A 23,057-nucleotide genomic window follows, 5' to 3' on the forward strand; every position below is an offset into this window, starting at 1 on the left:
TTCATTATATCCTTTCTTTTATCGGCTCCATGCCTTGGTTCGTATCTCCACGAACCAATTTATTATTTTCTGTATCGTGCGGACACGACCCAGGACAGTAGAGAGGTTATTGTTGCTTGCGGTTTCATCGGAAACAGAAGCAATGAAAACGCCCCCACCCTTCTCGTCACCTCGAACGGAGTGAGAGGTCTCCGCGGAATGGAAAAGAAGCCAGAGTTTGGTGCATTTTTAAACAGGCGTTTTGTCATCTCGACGAAGTAGAGATCTTAAAGCAATATGCCAGCAAATCGGCTAAGATCCCTCCTTGGGTCGGGATGACAAAGCGGATTAGCCGAACTGTCTGTAGAGTTAAGCGCAGCGTCTCTACAGATACACAAATAAACAGGAGTCTCCGACTCTATAATAATTTCTATTTTAAAGTCAGGCATTAACAAAGGCTTTGCTTGAAAATTTAAGCTTGCCCCTGATCATACCGCGCCCGACGACATTATTCGGCGTGATTAAAAGCCTCACTGAAACCAAACTCAATAGCTATTTTTCCCACTATATGAACAATATTTAAAGCTTAGCTATAATTGTCCTAAAAAATTCATAATTTATCGTGTGCAATGCGAGATCTGCGACTCCGACACAAAATATTCTAATAGTTAAATAGGCTATAGTAATTTACAGGTTATAGCTAAAATTTTTTAAATTTAGGTGATGAGTGAAGACCCATATAAACAGCTGTTTTATAGCAGTCCTGTCCCAATGTATATATTTGATGACAAGACCTTTGACTTTTATGCGGTTAACGAGGCTGCAATTCACCAATATGGGTATACGGAAAAGGAATTTCTCAACAAAAAGGCTACCGATATCAGGCCCTCTGAGGAGATAGACTCTTTCTACAAGGCTAATATGAATGTGCCTGAAAAGTATACTGATTTTGGGCGCTGGCGTCACATAAAGAAAAATGGTGAAGTCTTTTATGTTCATATTTATACCCAAAACACAGAGTTTAAAGGAAAAAAGGTCAGGTTAGTTTTAGCTGTTGATATTGATACATCTGTCAGAACGGAATTAGAGCTTAAAAAGAAGAATCAGGAAATAACCAGTATTCTCGAAAGTATCACAGACGGGTTCTATGCCGTAAACAGGAACTGGGAGGTGACTTATTTTAACAAAACAGCCGAAAGGGTTTTGGGCTGTACCAGGGAAGAGATTATCGGCAAAAATCTTTGGGACTTCTTCCCGAATTCAAGAAATGGAAGGTTTTATGCCGAATATGAGAGGGCAATGAACCAGGGAACCAGTGTTCACTTTGAAGAATACTACTCCCCGCGTGGCCTATGGGGGGCTATGCGTGTTTACCCCACACAGGACGGTATCGCCGTCTATTTTGTGGACGTGACCGAGCAGAAGAAAACACAGGAAAAGATAGCCCGCGATGAGGAGAACCTCCGGGCCATCATCAACAATACCTCAGACCTGATCTGGTCGATAGATCAGAACTATGACTTTATTTCGGCCAACAATGCGTTTTGGCAACGGCTGGAATTAAAAACGGGCCGAAGTACTTCGAAGCTTATTCCCGGAGATTTTGATAGTGAAACGCTGGATGAGTGGGATGCCTATTACAAGCGCAGTTTCTCCGGGGAAACATTCAAAATCGTCCGTAGCAATACTATTGGGGGCAAAGTGTTATTTGAAGAGATCAGCTTCAATCCTATAGTTGATAACAAAACCCGCCAGGTTGTTGGTGTCAGTTGTTTTGCACGTGACATTACAAAACAAGTCTTATATACGCAAATGATTGAAAAGCAAAACGCGCAGTTAAAACAAATTGCCTGGATACAGTCTCATGAATTAAGATCACCCGTTGCAAGTATTCTTGGTCTTGTTCAACTTCTTAACATGATAGACCTTGCTGATCCCATTAATCTGGAAATGTTATCCTTGATAGAAGCGGAGACAACAAAATTGGATGGAATCGTAAGGAAGATAACTGAGCAAACTATTACCGTTAAGGATATCGAAATTGATTTTAAAAGAACCAATTCAGGAGCATAAACGCTTTGGTATCATGCCTTTTTTTTTTCGCAGAGTCTCCTTTTTCAAGGACTCTGCGATGCTGCAGATTTGTTAAATCAATATCCTATTTTCTGTGTCGTGCGGACACTAACCAGGGCAATAGAAAAACTATTATCAAGAATGTACAATTGTAAACCCATTACAGGACAATAAAGAACCAGTAAACGTATAACAGGATTATTCTAAAACCTGTAATCTTATTTTAGGACGATACAGCTAAAGCGCTTTGCGCGCGACAGCCTTTCTCTCCCTCTGGGTGAGATGCCGAAGGCAGAGAGGGTAGCAGACTCTGCTGGAATAGCATTTTTTTTCGCAGAGTCTCCTTTTTCAGGGACTCTGCGATGCTGCAGATTTGTTAAATCAATATCCTGCAAACCAGGCAGGTAATAACAGGAAAGATCCTTTCTCACCCAAGTACAAAAATAGGGCGTTTTGTCGTCTCGACGAAGGAAAGATCTTAAAGCAATATGCCAGCAAATCGGCTAAGTCCCTCTTTGAAGCGGATTAGCCTGCATTGCGCCAAATGTCATCTTTTTTTTGCGAGTCTCCTTTTTCAGGGACTCTGCGATGCTGCAGATTTGTTAAATCAATATCCTATTTTCTGTTTCGTGCGGACACTAACCAGGGCAATAGAAAAACTATTATCAAGAATGTACAATTGTAAACCCATTACAGGACAATAAAGAACCAGTAAACGTATTACAGGATTATTCTAAAACCTGTAATCTTATTTTAGGACGATACAGCTAAAGCGCTTTGTGCGCGACAGCCTTTCTCTCCCTCTGGGAGAGATGCCCAAGGCAGAGAGGGTAGCAAACTCTGCTGGAATAGCAATCTTATTGTTCTTTGTTTTTCGCAGTGTCTCCTTTTTCAGGGACTCTGCGCTGCTACAGATTTGTTAAATCAATAGGCTGCAAACCAGGCAGGTAATGATAGGAAAGATCCTTTCTCACCCAGGCTACAAAAATAGGGCGTTTTGTCCTCTCGACGAAGGAGAGATCTTAAAGCAATATGCCAGCATTGCGCCAAATGTCATCTTCGCCTTTTTTTTTTCGCAGTGTCTCCTTTTTCAGGGACTCTGCGATGCTGCAGATTTGTTAAATCAATATCCTATTTTCTGTTTCGTGCGGACACTAACCCGGGCAATAGAAAAACTATTATCAAGAATGTACAATTGTAAACCCATTACAGGACAATAAAGAACCAGTAAACGTATTACAGGATTATTCTAAAACCTGTAATCTTATTTTAGGACGATACAGCTAAAGCGCTTTGTGCGCGACAGCCTTTCTCTCCCTCTGGGAGAGATGCCCAAGGCAGAGAGGGTAGCAAACTCTGCTGGAATAGCAATCTTATTGTTCTTTGTTTTTCGCAGTGTCTCCTTTTTCAGGGACTCTGCGCTGCTGCAGATTTGTTAAATCAATATCCTGCAAACCAGGCAGGTAATAACAGGAAAGATCCTTTCTCACCCAAGTACAAAAATAGGGCGTTTTGTCCTCTCGACGAAGGAGAGATCTTAAAGCAATATGCCAGCAAATCGGCTAAGATCCCTCCTTGGGTCGGGATGACAAAGCGGATTAGCCTGCAAGCAAATAAAATCTGATAATATAGTATACTTATAGGTCAAATTCCGATACATTACATCAGCCCGCTAAAACTTATCTTTAGGTTTTATTTAATATCGATTTTAAACCAAACGGAAGGATCGCTTATCTTAGGTCGAGACTTCATTCCTTAATGCTGCATTATGAAAAGACTCCCGATACTATTTTTACTCAGTATTTGTATGGGACCGGTATTCGCTCAGAAACCTGTACCAGTTAAACCTAGAGTTCTTATCAGCACAGATATCGGTGGTTCTGATCCGGATGATAATCAGTCTATGGCTCACCTCCTTATGTATAGTGACAAGTTCGACCTCGAAGGTCTTGTATCTTCGCCTTCATATGGCAGTGGCAGTAAGAAAGAAATCCTGCGAATGATCAGCCTTTATGAAAAAGACTTGCCAAAATTGCAGCGCCATCAAAAAAATTATCCTCCGGCAGAGTATTTACGTTCGATAAGCAAACAGGGCAGACAGGGCAACGCTCCCTACAAGGGCTATACGAGTGCTACTGAGGGTTCGGACTGGATCATTAAATGCGCTAAAAAGCCGGGGTCGCAGCCTCTCTGGATCTTAGCCTGGGGTGGACTGGAAGATTTAGCTCAGGCTTTGCACGACGCGCCTGAAATCCAAAATAAAATACGTGTGTACTGGATAGGCGGTCCGAATAAAAAGTGGAGTGCCAATAGTTACGCTTATGTAGCGGCGAATTTCCCTAAGCTTTGGTTTATAGAAGTTAACTCATCTTACTACGGATTCTTTTCAAACAACAGCGTTCTGGATAGCGTAAAAAGTTCTGACTACTACACAAAACACATTAATGACGCAGGGTATTTAGGTAAAGATTTCAAAAATTATTACAACGGAGAAGTGAAAATGGGAGACACTCCTTCACTTCTTTACATGATGGACGGCAACCCCAATCAACCAGGTCGGGAAAGCTGGGGAGGCAGTTTTGAAAAGACTAATTATAGCCCGAGAGTTGTTTTTAATCGCAGCACAGACATGAAAGACACTGTTGCCTTCTGTTCGCTCGTGGAATTCCACTTTAAAGGACCTGCAATAAATATACCTTCAGATTCGGTTTGTTTCTGGATGATAACTCCTTACAAAAGCGGAGAACAAAAATGGCCGGGTTATTATTTGGGGAACGGGAATTACAGTATCAAGTACGCACCCAAGCAGGCAGAGGTATTAAACTATTTCTTTAAATCTGACATCCCTGGCTTTGCACCCGGGGAAGGTAAACTTGTGGTAAGCAATCAATGGCCCGGTAAACGAAATCCAACCGATTATAAATTAGGAAGTAACTGGTATACTGACAAAGCTGACAAAAGCTTGTATGATGGAAAAATACAGGGAGGGAAAACCATATCTAAATGGAGGAAAGACGTTTTGTCTGATTGGGCAAAGCGTTGGGGATGGCTGAAAGAATAGGATATTGATTACACCTTAACTTATTTACGGGCCATTTCTCTAGCTTTTGTAATCCTTCCATAAATTACTATTTAAAGCAATACCCTAAGGATGCTCCCGCCCAGGCTATCGTGCCTTTAGAATGGCCTCCATAAACTGGCGTTAAGGCTAACCTGAATAAGGGGCCCTCTCTTAAAGCCTGGTAACGATACCCGATATTAAGAAATCCAAAAGCTTTGAACTTATCATTGGGTGCATTACTAAACGTAAATTGAGGAGTAATACCCACACCTGTTTCAAATCCGCTTCTTCGAGCACCAACTATATAGTTGATGTTTAATGGAACTGAGGTAAATCTATCAGCTATATTTTGATCTGTACCAATGTAATCACCAGCACCTATACCGACTCTAAAGCCCAAACCATCATTATGATTTTTTTTCAATCGCATATCAAAATTACCTGAAGCTAATCCGCCATTACCGAGTACTTCTAAAAAAATGGATTTTTTAAATCGTGAAGTTGTGCTTTCTATTGCCTTTACTTTATTTTCAAGTGATCGATCCTCATTTAAATAGACTTTCTTTTTTTTAAGTGAAAAACTGTATCTCACATCTAACCCCACATACGAAGATCTGGGACTGTATTCACCTTCGTAATCATTATTGTACATCCGAACAAATAACTTCCCCTCTCCGACAGGCTCAATGTTCAAGTTTTTAACTAATCGAAAAGTCATAGCACTCTGATCTTTAAAAACTCTTCTAATTCCTATTCCTAATGGTATATCAAGGTGCAACCTATTCTTAATGGGAGGGATGGTAATAAGATAATCAGGTGGCCCGGCATTTGGATCATCAAAATCATAAGGTGCACTTCTATTAAAAGCGTAGCCAATGCCGCTTTCTTCGTTATTGTGGTAGAAGAATTTTTTAGTTAATCCGGTAATAACTTCTAGCTGAACGTTACTGATAGATTTCCGATACACCACCTGAGCTGAGATACTGTTATACATATAATTTTCAAAATTGTCAGCAAAAGCGATTTGCCCTTCACCCTTCATAGTACCAAATGCATTTCGGGGAGCGCTAAAATTATAGTTATAATCAATTACTCCTATTCCGGCGCCTAATTGAACTCCGAAATTAAACTTCGGAAACATTTTTATATAATCCAAGCCTGCGTCAAATGAAACACGTCGATCTCCGACAATTCTGGCAGGAGAAGGGTTAACGACCTTAGAGCGGGAATTAATAGTTGGAGTGAACCTAATTCCGAGTTCCTGACTGGATGCCGAAAGATTGGTAACAAACAAAAAAAAAAGGGTTGTCCGAAAAATGCCATTCATTATTCTAAGGGTATTTCTAATAGAACCAAATCATCAATCAGTCGCTCTTTCTTCCCAGTCATTGAAGTCTTCAATAAGGTATCAATTTTTATTGAATTGATCTAGGCCCCTCACTTTGACCAGGCTTTCATCAATAAACATTTTAAACGCAAGCAAAACTGCTCTGTCAAGGGTTCTCTAAAATATCTGTCACTGTTTTATTGCTGATTTGTTCAGCTAATCCGATAAGGAGTCCTTCCGTCCCGCGAATGTAGCAGAGCCGATACATGTTTTCATACTGAACTACCTCGCCAACGAGTTCTGCACCATGCTTGGTAAGTCTGGAAACTAATTCGTCAATGTTGTCAACGTTAAACATGATACGCAGGTAGCCTAGTGAGTTAACCGGAGCAGTCCTGTGATCTGATATAGTAGCTGGGCTAAGAAATCGTGAAAGTTCAAGCCGGCTGTGTCCATCGGGGCTAACCATCATAGCAATTTCTACTGACTGATTTCCAAGTCCGGTTACTCGTCCTGCCCATTCACCTTCAACCATGGCCCGTCCTTCAAGTTTCAGTCCTATCTCTTCGAAAAAAGCAATGGCCTTGTCGAGAGATTCTACAACGATGCCGACATTGTGCATTTGGAGCAATTTACTTTTTGTCATAATGTAATGTCTTTAATTAGGTTCATTTAACGAAGTTTCTGTAGGGCCCGCAAGCCAGCACTAATGTAATAGAAAGCATTGAAATAATAAATCAGGTCGACCGTAATTACAACATGTCTGTGTTATAGTCCTTAAATGAAAACAAAATATGCTTTTCAGGTGCAGGTGGAATATTAAAACTTGGCAAAAAGCATATAAAAAAACCGCCTTTATACCATGCGGGCGGTTTTTTGCTTATTTTAACAGATGCTTATTTTGTGATTTTTTGTGCGATTATTTGCCGATACAAAACTTAGAAAATATATTCTCCAGCAAATCATCAGTTGTAACGGCCCCTGTTATTTCTCCTAAATAATGCAGCGCCTGTTTAATATCCATGGCCAGAAAGTCTGATGTAACCGGGTTATCAATTCCATAAAGCACGCGTTCTAATGCTTCCTGAGTTTTTTGCAGAGCTTCTACATGGCGAATATTAGTAACCAGCACATCATCTGTACTTAAATTATGCAGGTTAACTTTACGCAGTACCTCATGTTTTAGCTCATCAATACCTATTTTGCTTTTAGCGGAGATAAAGTTTGGATTAAGGTGACTAAGCTCAAATTGTTCCTGCGGACCGATCAGATCGGATTTATTTACAACGGCAACAAATGGAATATGAAGAACAGCTAATTCTTCCAGCTGCATCTGTATTTCCTGAAGCTTTTGAGCCGGATCAACCATGTAGATAATTAGTTTGGCCTGACGCATCTTTTCGTGTGTCCGCTCCACCCCTTTTGCTTCAATAATATCTTCAGTATGACGCAAACCTGCAGTATCTATAAAGCGGAAATTAATTCCTCCGAGGGTTATTTCATCTTCAATAGTATCACGGGTGGTACCGGCTATTTCAGAAACAATGGCACGTTCTTCATTTAATAATGCGTTTAAGAGGGTTGATTTTCCAACATTGGGTATTCCGGCGATTACTACAGGAACGCCGTTTTTTATCACATTTCCCTGCTCAAACGACTGGATCAAACGATACAGAACGCGGTTGATCTCCAGGATGAGTTGCTTTAGCTGGTCGCGGTTAGCAAATTCAACATCTTCTTCAGAAAAATCGAGCTCCAGTTCTATCATCGATGCGAAGTGAATGAGCTGATCACGCAAAGTCTTCAATTCGTTAGAAAATCCGCCTCGCATTTGCTGTAGGGCAACCTGGTGAGAAGCTTTTGAAGTTGACGCGATCAGATCGGCAACTGCTTCTGCCTGGGAAAGATCCAGTCCGCCGTTTAGAAAAGCACGCAGGGTAAACTCGCCCGGTTTGGCGGCACGTGCCCCTTTACGTATAAAGAGTTTTATAATACTTTCTATGATATACGGCGAGCCGTGAGTAGATATCTCAACTACATTTTCTTTAGTATAAGATTGAGGCGCAACAAATAATGAAACCAATACTTCATCAAGCACAGTTTCTCCGTCGCGGATGGTTCCGAAATGAATAGTATGAGAAGCCTGCCTGCTTAAATCTTTGCCTTTAAAAACCTCCTGGGTTAATTCGATTGCCCGCGGACCTGAAAGCCGTATGACAGCAATGGCACCGCTTCCTGCGGGGGTGGCAAGAGCTATTATAGTATCGGTTTGATAAAGGCTGGTATGTGTACTTGCTTGCTCCATGATAATGCAAAGGTCGATATATTATTTTGATGATAAAATTCTATTCCACTATGCTATCGGGCTCCGCACTAATCAGGTTTAATTACAAAACATTAAAACTGCTAATTAGTTAACAGTATAATTCCCCAATAAATACGGGATTGACGACCACAAGGGTATAACAAAAAAGATCAGAATATGCGAACTGCCATATACATCATAATATTTATATTTTTATCTATAGGAATAGCCTTTACTATAAAGAACATGAATAGGTCAAAGCTTTTTTCAGGAAAGAAAAACGATGAAGAAAAGAAGGAAAAAAAGAAGAAAGACAAAGACGACAAAGAAGGCGCGGATTTAGTTATTCTTGAAAAATGGGATCTTCCTGAAAACCTGAAAGAAATATCCGCCTTATCATTTATCGATAACGATCGCTTTGCCTGTATTCAGGACGAAAAAGGAAAGATTTTTATATACAATACGAAAACAAATAAAATAGAAAAAGAGATTCCTTTCGGGGATGATGGTGATTATGAAGGCCTGGCATTAGCGGGTCAGGACGCGTTTGTACTACAGGCAGATGGTGTAATCTTCCAGGTTAAAAATTACACCAGCGCTAAACCGCTTATAATCGAGCACAAAACTCACTTAACATCTGAGCAGGATCCTGAAGCGATGTGTTATGACAGCAAAAACAACCGGCTCTTAGTAGCTATAAAAGATTCGGAACCGGAGCATGATGATTATAAAGGAATTTACGCCTTTAACTTAACAGAATTAAAAATGGAAGAAGCTCCCGTTTTTAAGATTAATCTGAATGATCAGATTTTTGAAAAAGTAAAGGAAAAGAAAAAGGGATCTGCTATGCAGCCATCTGATATTGCCATCCATCCAAAAACCGGTGACATTTACATAACAGAAGGTACTAAACCAAAACTTTTAATCCTGGATAGTAAGGGCAATGCCAAAAAGCTTTTTCAATTAAAGAGTTCAGATTTTAACCAGCCCGAAGGTATAAGTTTTAGTCCTGAGGGCGATCTGTACATCTCCAATGAGGGCGGCAAAGAACCTGGGAATATTTTGAAGGTGCAAGGATTGCAGGTAAACTAAGGCACTCCAATTACCCTGCCCTCATTCCTGCAGGCAGGAATCTTAATACTGAGCAAAATAACGGGATACCGGTATAATGCATAACGATTGCCGATCAGGTCGGCAATGACGATAATCGATCAAATTACCACCCCCGTCATTCCTGCGCAGGCAGGAATCTTAATGCTTGGCAAAATAACGGGTTACCGGTATAATTCATTACGATTGCCGATCGGGTCGGCAATGACGATAATCGATCAAATTACCACCCCCGTCATTCCTGCGCAGGCAGGAATCTTAATGCTTGGCAAAATAACGGGTTACCGGTATAATTCATTACGATTGCCGATCAGGTCGGCAATGACGATACTCGATCAAATTACCACCCCCGTCATTCCTGCGCAGGCCCGCCTGAACGGAACAAAATAACGGGCTACCGGTATAATTCATTACGATTGCCGATCAGGTCGGCAATGACGATACTCGATCAAATTACCACCCCCGTCATTCCTGCGCAGGCAGGAATCTTAATGCTTGGCAAAATAACGCGTTACCGGTATAATTCATTACGATTGCCGATCAGGTCGGCAATGACGATACTCGATCAATTACCACCCCCGTCATTCCTGCGCAGGCCCGCCTGAACGGAACGCCCGCCTGACCGAACGGGCAGGGGCAGGCAGGAATCTTAATGCTTGACAAAATAACGGGTTACCGGTATAATTCATTACGATTGCCGATCAGGTCGGCAATGACGATACTCGATCAAATTACCACCCCCCGTCATTTCTGCGCCGGCCCGCCTGAACGGAACAAAATAACGGGTTACCGGTATAATTCATTACGATTGCCGATCAGGTCGGCAATGACGATACTCGATCAAATTACCACCCCCGTCATTCCTGCGCAGGCAGGAATCTTAATGCTTGGCAAAATAACGGGTTACCGGTATAATTAGTTACCTTTTTTTATTTTTGATTATGGAAAGAGGTGGCTGCATATACATTATGGCTAATGTATTTAACACTGTTTTATACATCGGTGTAACCTCAGATCTGTTCTCAAGAATAACTGATCACAAGAATAAGAAGTATCCTGATTCTTTTACTGCTAAATACAATTGCAATAAATTAGTTTACTATGAAATGTTCCCAAGCATTGAAGAAGCAATTGGCAAGGAGAAGCAATTGAAAAAGTGGAAGAGAGAATGGAAAGATAAATTGATCCAGGATGCAAATCCAGGTGGTTGGATTTGTTTATTGATGAGTTGTGATACTCGATCAATTACCCCCCCCCGTCATTCCTGCGCAAGGCCCGCCTGAACGGAACGCCCGCCTGACCGAACGGGCAGGGGCAGGCAGGAATCCTAATGCTGAGCAAAATAATCTGGTATGGCGCATTACGATTGCCGATCAGGTCGGCAATGACGATACTCGATCAATTACCACCCCGTCATTCCTGCGCGGCAGGAATTCTTTCACAGGCACTATATTATTCCCAACTCCGAAAACAAATGCCTGCTGTGAACCAGCTTTAAAGAACCTTCGGTTAAACATTCCTGTTTTTTTTCACAATAAGCACTTATTGATAAACAGGCTTGTGTCTTCAGCATAAACGTTTGGCGAAGCTCATCTTTTCCCCAGTCAAAATCCTTATCCAGCGACAGAAGCAGGTAATCACCGATAATTTCATGCAAATGAAGCACCTCAGTGGTATAAAGTATTTTGATTCTGTGCCGACTTTCATCTTCTATACATGAGTTCAGCAGCTGTAAGTCAGCAATCTTAAAAGGTATAGGGTTTCCAAGATGATCACTCAGGTTCGGAATTTTTTTATTCAGCGATTCCAATAAGTGAGAAGCGGCGGACGTAAGTTTAAAATGAAGGGAATTAGCCCTTCCGTCTTTTTCAACGATCTCACTAAAGGTTAAGTACTTATTATCTCTGTTGTATACTTCAGATTTTGAGATAAATGCCTCATAAGAACAATTAAAAATAGCTTTCTCAAAAGTTCCTTCCGAAGCAGAGTCAATTAGTTGCTGATACGTAAGTTTAATTAATTTAGACATGGCAATCCAATAGCTTTAATACTTTATCTGTCGCCTGCAAAAGCTAAGAACAAAATATTTCCATAAATCTATACCCGAATTATGAAGCCATGATGAAGAAACCGGATTATTTGAAAAATTAAAGAATTTACAGATTACAGCAACAAAGTATCTATGCGGTGAGCATGTACCATACCATCACAGGGCGACCATCCGAAAATCGTAAACCGGCCATCCTGAGAAGCTACCAGTGCGATAGCATCCCTTTGATCAAATACAAACTGTGCTGCAGAAAGATGCCTGGTGCCTCCTACCTGTGTGGGATGGAGCACGAGATTTTCATCACCTACAATTGGTTCTGTAAGCATTAATTCTTCGATATGTGTACTCTTTTCAGACCTTTGAATCTTCGATCCGAATGCGAGCAGTTCATAATGATCATTAATTATTGTGGCTCCATCAATGGCTGTTAATCCCGCAACACTGTCTACCTCGCGGTTAAGCTCTACCTGCCACGAACTTTGTTCTCTGAGGAAAGCTTCCTGTCTGGTTAATTCAGCAAGTCTGGAAAAGGCGGGAATTACCGGATAGGAAATAGGATGTACAATGGAGTCGCGCCAGGTTTCATTAACAGAAGGGACAACCAAAAGCGTTCCTCCGCGGCCATGCCCCCTCATAGAGGTTGCCAGCTGAATCAGCACATTTACAGAATCGTTCCATGAAGTATTGGAATCAAAGCCCAGTAAAGAGCTTAAAAGCGCCGGACAATCGGGAAGTATACCGCTTTGCTCATCAACTACTTTTATTTCATCCCCTTTAAGGATGGCTACATTCACAAACTTACCAAATCCATGAAAGCGGCGGTGCTTTACCACCAGCAAGCCTGGTTCTACCATTTCGAGTACAAAACAAAATGCAGGAAGCTTACGGGTGGTGCCCCAGGCATATAAACCGGATTCATCCTGCCAAACGCCGAGATGTATCCCTGCCCTTTCTATTCCTGGTGCCAGCTTTGTAAGTACCTTGGGTTTAAGTCGAAGCCGTTTTTCAAACATCAATGGCTGACCGGCTCTTTCGGGTGGAAGATAGGCTAAAGAAATCCTGGGCGAGTGTCCCTCTTCTTTGCGCAAGCTGGTCCAGAAACCGGCATCAATTATTGCTTCAATCGTTTCAGATGATGGTTCGGGGGCCAGGTCCTGTTCCCCGGCAATCCTTGCATCGGCAATATGCTGAATAAAATGCTGCGCTATAGTGCCCGAAATTAAAGTTGCTGCTCTATATGTTGAATCAGAAAAAATGCCTGAAGATTGCTTGCTCATTGAGAAATATAATAATGTATTAGAATTAAGAATTCCGCCGGAATACCTGATCAAGTAAAACTAACAGATTTCCTTTTCCGTTTTTTCGGATTAAAGTAAATTAATGAATATATTGATATAAGTACTATCGTAATATAGTCACAAAACCCGAATATGGCTTTGGCTTATTAGGTGTAGTGATAACATAATAATAGGTTCCGGAGCTTAATATATCGCCCTGCCAGCTCCCATCCCATGGCTCGAAATAACCTCTTGAAGTAAATACAGGAACCCCGTAGCGTGTAAATATATTTATTGTTGCTGAAGGGAAGCTTTCAAGATACTTAATAACCCAAAAATCGTTAACGCCGTCTCCGTTAGGGGTAAAAGTATTTGGTATAGTTACTTCGTCCACTATTTTAACCCTCAGGTTATCCGTCAATACACAACCCTCTTCAGAAGTTATAGTCACTGTATAAAGTGTTTCAGTATCCGGCGAAGCAACAGGATTTTTCACATCATCACGGTCCAATCCTGCAGATGGTGACCACTTATATTTCAGGTTATTACCATCTGCCATAATCGACAGGGTAGTTTGTCCCCCTCTTAAAATAGTTTTATCAGGGCCGGCTTCCAGTATCGGTGCAAACACGGTCACCTTTTGGCTAAAAACGTTACTCTTACATCCAAAACTGTTCACAACCTGGAGTTTCACCATATAACTTCCCGTTTTAGGAAAAGTATGGTTTGGATGCTGTTCGGCAGATGTAGTTCCATCGCCAAAATCCCATAACCACTGGCTTATGCTGCCCGTTGAAGTAGTTGATGCATCTGAAAAGATAATAGCGTTTGACGTACAGCTAACTTCTGATAAAATGAAGCTTGCTAAAGGCAATGGTCTTATAGAAAGAGTTTGCTCACTCACATCGCTGAAGCACCCGGTTCCATTATCTACTGCCAGCTTAACTGTAAAATCTCCGCTGGTCAGAAACTTATGTTTCGGATTCTTAAGGGTTGATGTAGTTCCGTCACCAAAGTCCCATAACCAGGTGATTACCGGCTTATCCGGCCTGTAAGGATTGCTGGTATCTGTAAAGAGCACTGAATCTAAGGCGCAAGTACCCGAGAAAGTATAACTTGCAGTCGGAGGATCATATACTTCAAAAATAAATTCTATTAGCTGCTCTTCCTGGTAGCAGATATTAGAACTGAGATATTTTGCAAGAACTTTAATATTTCGTGTACCTGCAATTTCAAAAACCCGGGTCCGGGGATAAAAATATTCATAATAGGTTTTGTTGTTGCGAATAACCATAGTTGAAACCGGGTTAACGTCAACAAGATCGGGTTCTGAGGGATCGAAACTCCAGGTAAGTTTTGAAGCCTGTGCAGGCAGTACAAGCTTAAAGTCAAAATCCTCTTTTGTGCAGGCATTTAACAACTCTTCCCTGGTATCTTTTCTGACGGCATAGAGAGTTTGACCAGAGGCCAGACTGGTTCCCGCAGAATAACCGTATGATTCGTGATCACCAAAGCCATAAGCTATGGCATTAAAACCATCCTGCGCAGAGAGTGTAAAATCTCTGGTGCCAAAATCATTCAGGTTTAATTGAAGATAGGAATATTCGGGAGCTGAAGAAATCCTCTTAAATGGGTCAGGGGAAGGAGAGCCGTTTATTCTGAAAGAGGATGCGGCAGAAGTTTTTATTAAAATATTTAAATATTGTTCATCAATATTTTCCTTGTCGGAAGAGTAAACTGTAATTTGCTTTATATTATATTCTATAGGATTTAGAATAACCATATCAGGGTCGCTTACCCCATCGCTCCCTGCACAGGCCTGTGATATGGCATATTGGGCCACTGCCACAGGTTTATTACTTGATATAATACCGGCTGTAGTCGAAGGAACTGCCTGGTAAGAATTCGGATAAAATTCTCCCGAATTTAATGTGGCCACGGTAGTTCCGTTAACCTTAACTATCGTGCCGTCATCCTTAGCTAAAACCCTAAAGATACTACCACGGGTTCTGGTTTGCTCACCTGATGCACTTTCAGAACTAAACGGCACAAATCCGTATGTTGTTCCCCAGCTCTCTACAGGATAATTTTGCTGATATAGCGGATCTGAAGAATTTCCCGGACAATTAAGCGCTCCTATAATACTATTCGTACTTCCGGAGAAAACCGCAAAACGTTTGCAAGCGGAAGTGACAGGATCTGCAACTATTTCTGTCCCCGTGGGATCATCTTTGCTTAAGTATTGATATACATCACCTACATTTTTAAGTTGAATGGTATTAATAACTGTACCGTTCCTCTTTAATAAAACTGTTGTATTGGGTTCAGTTGCGATAACCGAAATAAAATTAGCTCCGTCATCCTGGTTAAAAGTATTATCATAATTCATACTAAAATATTGCTGCCCCATGGCCTCAATAGGCAATATAAGAGAAGCTGCGGAGCGGGCGCCGGCAAAAATATGTCCGTATACCACAACTTTCGGCTTACCAGGATCAACCAGCACATGTATGGCCCGGTTAGCCAAAACCAGGTTACTTTCTGATTCATCAATATAAGCCTGACTCCTGTCTATTACAATTTCTGAAACGGTATTAGAAAGAATAGTGAATCTTTGCGAAAAGTTGCCGACAGTGACAACACCCGAAGAGGCTTGTTTGGATGTTATGAAAATAGAATAAGCTGCGAGTCTTGCTTGTCCGTTTTGTCCATTAGCCCTTGAAGGCACATGGGTCGGAAAAACCGCAAAAAATTCGGTTCCTTCATTTGAAATACTCTGAGCGGAAGAAGATTGAGAATTAAGCAATAAAAGGCCTAAAAAGTTTATTAATAAAAAACTTTTCAGGATTAAAACACGGCTGGCATATTTAAAGTAATTATTCACCACTTTACTCAATCTGTAATTACAACAACACTCAGCAGGTGCTAAGGGTTTCTCAACCCAAAAAACATGAATTACTGAATAGGTTATACAATAAAACCAACAAAAAAGATTTCCTGAATTTACTGAATTATTCTGTTTTATCCCTACTCATTTCCGGGTTATAATTTAAGCCTGGGGTAAGCCAGTATAGCAGGATGACCCTGGAGAAGCGATAATTAAACGGAGAAAGAATGAAAACCACCGGAAAAATCACCATAACATAAAGTAATGGGTCGGTGACATTCCCTGTAATAAGATAGGTTAACATCCCCGCAATAAGCATTTCAATAACATTCATACCATAACTGACGAACATTGCGACGTAAAAATATCCTGGTTCGCGTTCAAACTTTACTCCGCAATGGGGACAATGGTCATTCATTTTTTGAAGCTTAAATCCATACATGGGTGTAGTAAACATATCACCTCTTCTGCATCTGGGACACTTCGCCTGTAATGCCGCCGGCAATTCGGAAGGCACTAATTTATACTTCTTAACTTCTGATGATTTCATGGTTCTAATTAGAAATGTCTTGATTAAATCATGTTTTAATCAAATGACACCGGGATACAAAAGTAATTAACCTTATTGGGATAGAATCTCCCTCCCATAAAATAGAACCGATATAAATTACACTTCCATTAATGAATAAATCTTAAATATCTCCCGGGCAAAAGATTTCATTTTATATTTGAAAATTATTTTATCTTCTCTGAATGGACGATTTTATAGCTGCCAGATCTCAAATGGCCCTTTCCCTGGGTTTTCATATCATATTCTCCTGTATAGGCATGGTAATGCCTTTTTTTATGGCAGTTGCCCATTATTACTGGCTTAAAACTAATAAACCGGTATATAAAAACATAACCAAAGCATGGAGCAAGGGCGTGGCCATTTTTTTTGCTACGGGAGCTGTTTCTGGCACTGTACTTTCCTTTGAACTGGGCTTATTATGGCCCGAATTCATGAAACACGCCGGACCAATTTTTGGAATGCCTTTTTCTTTGGAAGGAACAGCCTTTTTTATAGAAGCAATTGCCCTGGGTTTCTTTCTTTACGGCTGGGACCGGTTTAATCCCTGGTTCCATTGGTTTACCGGAGTTGTAGTGGGCGTCAGCGGACTTGTATCGGGCATACTGGTGGTCGCAGCCAATGCCTGGATGAACAGTCCCGCAGGCTTTGATTTTGTAAATGGCGAATATCTGAATATCGATCCTATAAAAGCCATGTTTAACGATGCCTGGTTCAGCCAGGCGCTGCACATGTCTGTAGCAGCCTTCGTTGCCACAGGTTTTGCGGTTGCCGGAGTACATGCACTTATGATTTTAAAAGGAAGTAATGTCGATTTCCATAGAAAATCATTTAAAATTGCGGCTGCGTTTGCAACCTTTGCAGCAGTTTTACAACCCCTTAGCGGAGATATTTCGGCTAAAGATGTGGCACAAAGGCAACCTGCGAAACTCGCCGCTATGGAGGCGCACTTTAAAACCGAAAAAAATGCTTCGTTAATTATTGGAGGTATCCCCAATACAAAAGAAAAAAAGGTGGATTATGCCGTCAAAATTCCCGGGGCTTTGAGCTTCCTGGCTCATGGCGATTTTGAATCGGAAGTTAAAGGCCTCGACAGCATTCCCGAAGAAAATCACCCGCCTGTTGCCATTACTCATTATGCTTTTCAGATTATGGTAGGTTTAGGAATGATCATGCTGATGATCTCTATCTTATATTTTATCACCTTATGGAAAAAACGAAGCTGGCAAGATAAAAGATGGCTCCTTAAATTTTTTGTCGCCGCTACCCCCATGGGATTTATTGCGGTTGAAGCAGGCTGGACGGTTACAGAAGTGGGGCGGCAACCCTGGATTATTCACGGTGTTATGCGCACTGCAGATGCAGTTACCCCGATGCCCGGAATCGCTTATTCTTTTTATTTATTTTCAGCGGTTTACCTTTCCTTATCGCTTATAGTGATTTTCATGCTTTACCGGCAAATAAGCATGGTCGGCAAAATTTACGACACTCCGGATTCAGACCAAAATTTTTAACCTATGTTATACGTAGTAATCATTTTTCTTTGGACAGCTATTCTGCTTTATCTCTTAATGGGTGGCGCAGATTTCGGAGCTGGAATTATAGAACTTTTCACATCAGAAAAAAACCGGAACAAGACCCGGAAAACAATGTATCGTGCCATCGGCCCGATATGGGAAGCCAATCATATGTGGTTGATTATAACCATCGTTATTCTCTTTGTCGGCTTCCCGGAGATATATACAACAATGTCAATTCATCTGCACATTCCCCTGATTATTATGTTACTGGGAATTATTGCCAGGGGAACAGCCTTTACTTTCAGACATTATGACGCTGTAGTGGATGATATGCAGCACGTTTACAATAAAATTTTTGTTTACTCGAGCTTCATCACACCACTTTTTTTAGGGATAATCGGCGGAAGCGCGGTATCGGGCCAGATAGATACAGAAGCAACTACGTTTCTTTCTGCATACATCTTCAGCTGGTTAAACTGGTTTTCTATAACTGTTGGTCTGTTCACAGTATCTATTTGCGGCTTCCTCGCTGCTGTTTTTATTATTGGAGAAACTGATACAGAATTAGATAAACACCGTTATATGCGAAAAGCACGTTTCATGAATATCGCTGCTTTTATCTGCGGTGCGCTGGTTTTTATCGCTGCCAATTATGAAGGTATTCCCTTAATAGAGTGGGTATTTGGAAATTCTATTGGCATTACTGCCATTGCACTGGCCTCTGTATCATTAATTGTATTCTGGTCCTTTTTAGCGAAAGGCAAAACACGCGTTTTACGTATACTAGCCGGGTTTCAGGTGAGCATGATTTTGCTGACAACGACGTACAGACATTTCCCAAATATTGTGATCCTTAAAAATGGCGGGTATCTATCATTGCTCGAGCATCGGGGTCACGATAAAACAATAGAGGCCCTGGGAATGGCTTTACTGATTGGCAGCGTATTTATTCTGCCAGCCCTGGGTTATTTAATTTATAGTTTTCAGAAAAAAGCGGCATACAGCATTACAGAAAAGCATTAGCATTTTCGTTAGCGGTATGAGAATGAGGAGAGAGAGCTCTCCTCACCTAACAAACTTTAACCACTTCCATATTCAACAACTTTCCCAGCTTTTGAATTTTGGAGCTGATATGCCCCAAACCAACCGCACAATGATGTGCAGGACCATGAATATTCCAGTTATTTACAAACTTTCGGGCTCCAATAGAAAACTTATACCTGCTGTTGGTATTGCCTATTTCTAGTATCGGCCCAGCCACCGACTCCCCCTCGGCAACCAATAGAATGAATTTACCATCGGCCGTTTGAACAACTGATAATAAGGTTACCGGGCCATTTTTTACCGACATCTCCACCGAAAGCCCCCGCCCCACTTTACCATGAAAAACCCTGAGCGGTTTTACTTTCGTCTTCCCTTCAGCTATCGCGATATGCCCCGGTCCGTCGTGTCCCATTAAAACCACATCATCATTAAAGTCCATGGCATAATATTCAGTAAAAGAGCCTCCTGCACCAAAGCTGTCCATAATTTTCATTGCCTGGGCATTTTTAATCTCGTACTCTCCGGCAACAGGGATTCCATTAGCCGTTAATAGAGAATTACCCAGTATAATTGAACTAATGGTATCTTCATTATCAAAATTACCAGTGCCTTTATAATAATAAGCCATCGAACCCAGCTTGTAGATCTCAACCAGGCGGTCAAGTGCAACTGATGTTCTTGCGGCCCTTTGCAATTCCTCTTCAGAACTATCAGGCTCAACATCGAATATCTCATAAAACAACTTTACCCGATCAACAATTTCCTCATCCTTGACCTGCTTCCGCAGATCTGCCAGCTCATCGACTTCAATGATCTCTATGTGCCCTCCAAAATAGGAGTACTGTTGAGTCAGATCCGAATAAATATCCAGCATACCACTGTAATAATGCCCCATACAGCCCATTCTGTTATGGAACATGATATCAGCCACTTTAGCAGCTTCAAGCCATTCAGTAACTTCTGTCCAGCATTCGGGATCATCATGCAGCATTCCCGTAATCTGATGGAATTTAATACCGGTCCTGTTAAATACATTAGCAATTTCGGGCACCGGGCAGGCAGAACAAAAAGCCAGCCACTCCCCAGTCATTTTGGTACGATCGTTCATGCTGTTAAAAGCCTTATAATCGATGGCTGATTCCGGTGCCAGATTCAGAATAATTACCGGAACCTTTGCACGCTGAACAACAGGTAAAACTGTAGAGGATAAAGCATAGGTAGTTACATGCAAGAAGATTATATCCACATCTTCCTGCCTGAATTTATGTGCGGCTTCAAAAGCTTTGTCGACGGTATCAATTAAACCAAGGTTAATTACCTGGGGGTGGATTGCAGATAACTTATTATTTACCTCATTCAGGTATCCCTCGAGCCGGGCTTTTAAACCTTCAAACTGATCCCAGTAAGCATCAAGACCAATTCCAAAAAGACCGACTTTTAAAGATGATTGCGACATAAAATTAGTATGTTAGTTTATAGTGGATATACAAATCTATCGGTTGAATATCCCTGCCAAATAGATTTTTTGATATTTTACATGCACTTTTTGATACAATAGGATTTTGGAAAATTTTTACAGATACCTCCCGGTAAGTAAAGAAGATGAACAATGGGGACTGCATATCCTGAATACGGGATATACTCATATTGAGAATTCAACCTTCTATCCTTCAAAAAAACACCCCTATCCCTACTTTTTTAACTGCAATACAGGCAGGGTACTTCAGGAATACCAGTTAATTTATATTACACGTGGTGAAGGATTTTTCGAATCGGCTGCCGCCGGTAAAAAAGCGATTCAGGCCGGAGATGCGATTCTTCTGTTTCCGGGCGACAGGCATAGTTATAAACCCAATGAAAAAACGGGATGGGACGAGTACTGGATAGGCTTCAACGGAAATATTATTGACAATCAGGTAAGTAACCGCTTCTTTAAACCTGATGATCCGGTTTTCAGACTTGGCCTGCAGTATGAAATAATAGCGCTTTTTGAATCGATCATCGAACAAACAAAACAAGAAAAACCTGCCTATCAGCAAATTATTTCAGGCATGCTTCTTCATTTATTAGGCAGTGTCTATTCCCGGAAAAAGCAAAGTTCCCTTTCCGAAGATAATGAGGTTATCCATGTGGTAAACAAGGCAATGGTACTTTTCAGACAGAATATCACCGAACAGATTTCGCCGGAAATTGTGGCCCGTCAACTAGGAATAGGTTATTCGTTGTTCAGGAAGCTATTTAAAAACCATACCGGACTGGCTCCAGGCCAATACTTAATTCAATTGCGCATAGAAAAAGCGAAGCAGATGCTTACCGGCTCTTCAAAACCAGTTAAAGAGATAGCTTATGAATTAAGCTTCGATTCAGGCCTGTATTTTTCAAAAGTTTTCAGGCAAAAAACAGGGCTTTCTCCTCAGCAGTTTCGTAAACAGGGAACTTAAAACTAAAAACTCAACAACCTTTCTGGGTATCTGATGGCATAATTGTGCACCAGATTGCGGATATAATCATTTGAAGGATAAGGCTGTATAACGTTTTTCAATTCAGTGATATCGTCAACAGGGGTGTTTTTTAAAATATACCCCATACCCTGAAGATGCCCCTGTTCCATCAGAATTACGCTGTGCTCCTCCTCGGTTCTGCCTTCATCTAGTAATGCGAATGAGGGTAGGTCGGATCTTAGTTTTGCAATTGCCTGTTGCACCCTGATGTTATATAAAACTCTGCTTTCGGTTCCCTTACAGGCTCCTTTACAGGGTTTATTATCAATCCCTATACAATCATCCTGATTTCTTTGAATAAAGCATAATTTAGGACAAAGCTCAAACTCGTCCATTAATTGCCGCAATAAGCTGTGTCCCTCAAATAATTGATTGAAACTGTAAATCGGAGTTGATCCCTTACGTTTTTTATCAATTAAAAGGCGATGATACCCTCTCTGGTCTTCATACATAAACAACCCGTATGCCTGCTCAAAGCGTTTCAATGCACGGTTATTTTCCGGCCACAGGCGTTTAATTTCTGTGGCTTCAAGAATAAATGCCATTAATTCTGTACCGCATTCCTGGAAGTTTATCGAATGGATCTCACGCATAAAATCCTGCCTCTGCTTGTTGGCACTATTTCCGGTAAAATGAGAGCTAACGCGTTTCTTAAGGTTTTTCGCTTTACCCACATATACAACCTTCCCTTTTTGATTATAGAAATAATAAACTCCCGGCGTATTTGGTATTTTATCAAATTCTGCACGGGACAAATTTGGAGGTAAAAGCTGCTCTTTTGAGTTTCTGTTTAACGATTGCTTTATATGTCCGTCTTTATCATTTTGCAGAATCATGGAAAACAGGATAGCTGTAGCTTCTGCATCTCCTCCTGCCCTATGGTGATTGGTAAGCTCAACTTGTAGCTGCTTGCACAATTTCCCCAGGCTGTAGGATAATAAACCCGGAAATACCTTTCTGCTTAAACGCACTGTACACAGTTTTTTTGTTTGCAGTTCATAGCCGCAAGCCGACAGGTGGTATTTTAAAAAGGAATAATCAAAATTAACATTATGGGCAATGAAAATCTTATCATGAAGTAAACTGAAAACTTCGGTTGCCACTTCAGAAAACAGCGGCGCATTTGCTACCATTTCATTGCTGATACCGGTAAGGGCGGAAATATAAATCGGAATATGCTTTTGTGGATTTATTAAGGTTTCATATTTCCGGGTAACTTTATTACCATCATGTAAAACAATAGCTATTTCAGTTATCCCGTTTGCCGAAGCATGCCCCCCCGTGGTTTCAATATCAACTATTGCATACATACTACAAACTTATAAATTATACTAACATATTTAGCATAATTTATA

Annotated in this window: 18 protein-coding genes; 9 read left to right on the plus strand and 9 right to left on the minus strand. The window is 41.0% G+C overall.

Annotated elements, in window-relative coordinates; translation table 11 throughout:
- Nucleotides 1-702: 702 nt before the first annotated feature.
- Both WG906_RS01015 and WG906_RS01020 read left to right on the plus strand, forming a co-directional pair.
- Nucleotides 703-2,052 carry a PAS domain S-box protein gene (locus tag WG906_RS01015; protein ID WP_339990651.1) on the plus strand — a complete coding sequence of 450 codons (1,350 nt, stop codon included), beginning with the start codon at nt 703-705 and terminating at the stop codon, nt 2,050-2,052.
- Between the two features lie 1,768 nt (nt 2,053-3,820).
- The gene (locus tag WG906_RS01020) at nt 3,821-5,113 is read left to right on the plus strand and encodes a nucleoside hydrolase-like domain-containing protein (RefSeq protein ID WP_339990652.1); all 1,293 of its coding nucleotides are present in this window, start codon (nt 3,821-3,823) and stop codon (nt 5,111-5,113) included.
- Between the two features lie 67 nt (nt 5,114-5,180).
- Here WG906_RS01020 and WG906_RS01025 read toward each other — a convergent pair whose 3' ends face one another.
- The 3 genes from WG906_RS01025 to mnmE form a co-directional block, all read right to left on the minus strand.
- Nucleotides 5,181-6,440: a hypothetical protein gene (locus tag WG906_RS01025; protein WP_339990653.1), complete on the minus strand. Its 1,260-nt coding sequence runs from the start codon at nt 6,438-6,440 to the stop codon at nt 5,181-5,183.
- Nucleotides 6,441-6,606: 166 nt separating this feature from the next.
- On the minus strand, nt 6,607-7,086 hold the full coding sequence (locus tag WG906_RS01030; protein WP_339990654.1) for a VOC family protein: 480 nt from the start codon (nt 7,084-7,086) through the stop codon (nt 6,607-6,609).
- Between the two features lie 273 nt (nt 7,087-7,359).
- Nucleotides 7,360-8,745: a tRNA uridine-5-carboxymethylaminomethyl(34) synthesis GTPase MnmE gene (mnmE, locus tag WG906_RS01035; RefSeq protein WP_339990655.1), complete on the minus strand. Its 1,386-nt coding sequence runs from the start codon at nt 8,743-8,745 to the stop codon at nt 7,360-7,362.
- 246 nt (nt 8,746-8,991) lie between these two features.
- On the opposite strand from mnmE, the gene WG906_RS01040 reads away from it, so the two are divergent.
- The 4 genes from WG906_RS01040 (at nt 8,992) to WG906_RS01055 (ending at nt 11,138) form a co-directional block, all read left to right on the plus strand.
- On the plus strand, nt 8,992-9,837 hold the full coding sequence (locus WG906_RS01040; RefSeq protein ID WP_339990656.1) for an SdiA-regulated domain-containing protein: 846 nt from the start codon (nt 8,992-8,994) through the stop codon (nt 9,835-9,837).
- A 105-nt stretch (nt 9,838-9,942) separates the two neighbouring features.
- Entirely contained in the window at nt 9,943-10,245 is a 303-nt protein-coding gene (locus WG906_RS01045) for a hypothetical protein (protein WP_339990657.1), read from the plus strand.
- A gap of 262 nt (nt 10,246-10,507) precedes the next feature.
- Nucleotides 10,508-10,774 carry a hypothetical protein gene (locus WG906_RS01050; protein ID WP_339990658.1) on the plus strand — a complete coding sequence of 89 codons (267 nt, stop codon included), beginning with the start codon at nt 10,508-10,510 and terminating at the stop codon, nt 10,772-10,774.
- A gap of 49 nt (nt 10,775-10,823) precedes the next feature.
- Nucleotides 10,824-11,138 (plus strand): GIY-YIG nuclease family protein, encoded by a 315-nt coding sequence (locus WG906_RS01055; RefSeq protein WP_431844441.1) that lies wholly within the window; start codon nt 10,824-10,826, stop codon nt 11,136-11,138.
- 164 nt (nt 11,139-11,302) lie between these two features.
- Here the strand turns inward: WG906_RS01055 and WG906_RS01060 are convergent, their stop codons facing one another.
- The 4 genes from WG906_RS01060 to WG906_RS01075 form a co-directional block, all read right to left on the minus strand.
- Entirely contained in the window at nt 11,303-11,884 is a 582-nt protein-coding gene (locus WG906_RS01060) for a hypothetical protein (RefSeq protein WP_339990660.1), read from the minus strand.
- A 134-nt stretch (nt 11,885-12,018) separates the two neighbouring features.
- Complete coding sequence (locus tag WG906_RS01065; RefSeq protein WP_339990661.1) at nt 12,019-13,182, minus strand: putative sensor domain DACNV-containing protein; 1,164 nt, start codon at nt 13,180-13,182, stop codon at nt 12,019-12,021.
- A gap of 124 nt (nt 13,183-13,306) precedes the next feature.
- Nucleotides 13,307-16,066, minus strand: a complete 2,760-nt coding sequence (locus tag WG906_RS01070) for a PKD domain-containing protein (RefSeq protein ID WP_339990662.1) — start codon at nt 16,064-16,066, stop codon at nt 13,307-13,309.
- 127 nt (nt 16,067-16,193) lie between these two features.
- Nucleotides 16,194-16,619, minus strand: a complete 426-nt coding sequence (locus WG906_RS01075) for a DUF983 domain-containing protein (protein WP_339990663.1) — start codon at nt 16,617-16,619, stop codon at nt 16,194-16,196.
- Nucleotides 16,620-16,822: 203 nt separating this feature from the next.
- On the opposite strand from WG906_RS01075, the gene WG906_RS01080 reads away from it, so the two are divergent.
- Both WG906_RS01080 and WG906_RS01085 read left to right on the plus strand, forming a co-directional pair.
- Complete coding sequence (locus WG906_RS01080; protein WP_339990664.1) at nt 16,823-18,151, plus strand: cytochrome ubiquinol oxidase subunit I; 1,329 nt, start codon at nt 16,823-16,825, stop codon at nt 18,149-18,151.
- A gap of 3 nt (nt 18,152-18,154) precedes the next feature.
- On the plus strand, nt 18,155-19,180 hold the full coding sequence (locus tag WG906_RS01085; protein ID WP_339990665.1) for a cytochrome d ubiquinol oxidase subunit II: 1,026 nt from the start codon (nt 18,155-18,157) through the stop codon (nt 19,178-19,180).
- Between the two features lie 46 nt (nt 19,181-19,226).
- Here the strand turns inward: WG906_RS01085 and WG906_RS01090 are convergent, their stop codons facing one another.
- A complete protein-coding gene (locus WG906_RS01090) occupies nt 19,227-20,657 on the minus strand; it encodes an arabinose isomerase (RefSeq protein WP_339990666.1) in 1,431 nt (476 codons plus the stop codon).
- 106 nt (nt 20,658-20,763) lie between these two features.
- Between WG906_RS01090 and WG906_RS01095 the strand changes: the two genes are divergently transcribed.
- Nucleotides 20,764-21,642 carry an AraC family transcriptional regulator gene (locus WG906_RS01095; protein WP_339990667.1) on the plus strand — a complete coding sequence of 293 codons (879 nt, stop codon included), beginning with the start codon at nt 20,764-20,766 and terminating at the stop codon, nt 21,640-21,642.
- Between the two features lie 2 nt (nt 21,643-21,644).
- Here the strand turns inward: WG906_RS01095 and WG906_RS01100 are convergent, their stop codons facing one another.
- Nucleotides 21,645-23,012: an exonuclease domain-containing protein gene (locus WG906_RS01100; protein ID WP_339990668.1), complete on the minus strand. Its 1,368-nt coding sequence runs from the start codon at nt 23,010-23,012 to the stop codon at nt 21,645-21,647.
- Nucleotides 23,013-23,057 lie beyond the last annotated feature (45 nt).

It is taken from the genome of Pedobacter superstes (assembly GCF_037622515.1).
In the GTDB taxonomy this organism is placed as follows: Bacteria; Bacteroidota; Bacteroidia; order Sphingobacteriales; family Sphingobacteriaceae; genus Paradesertivirga; species Paradesertivirga superstes.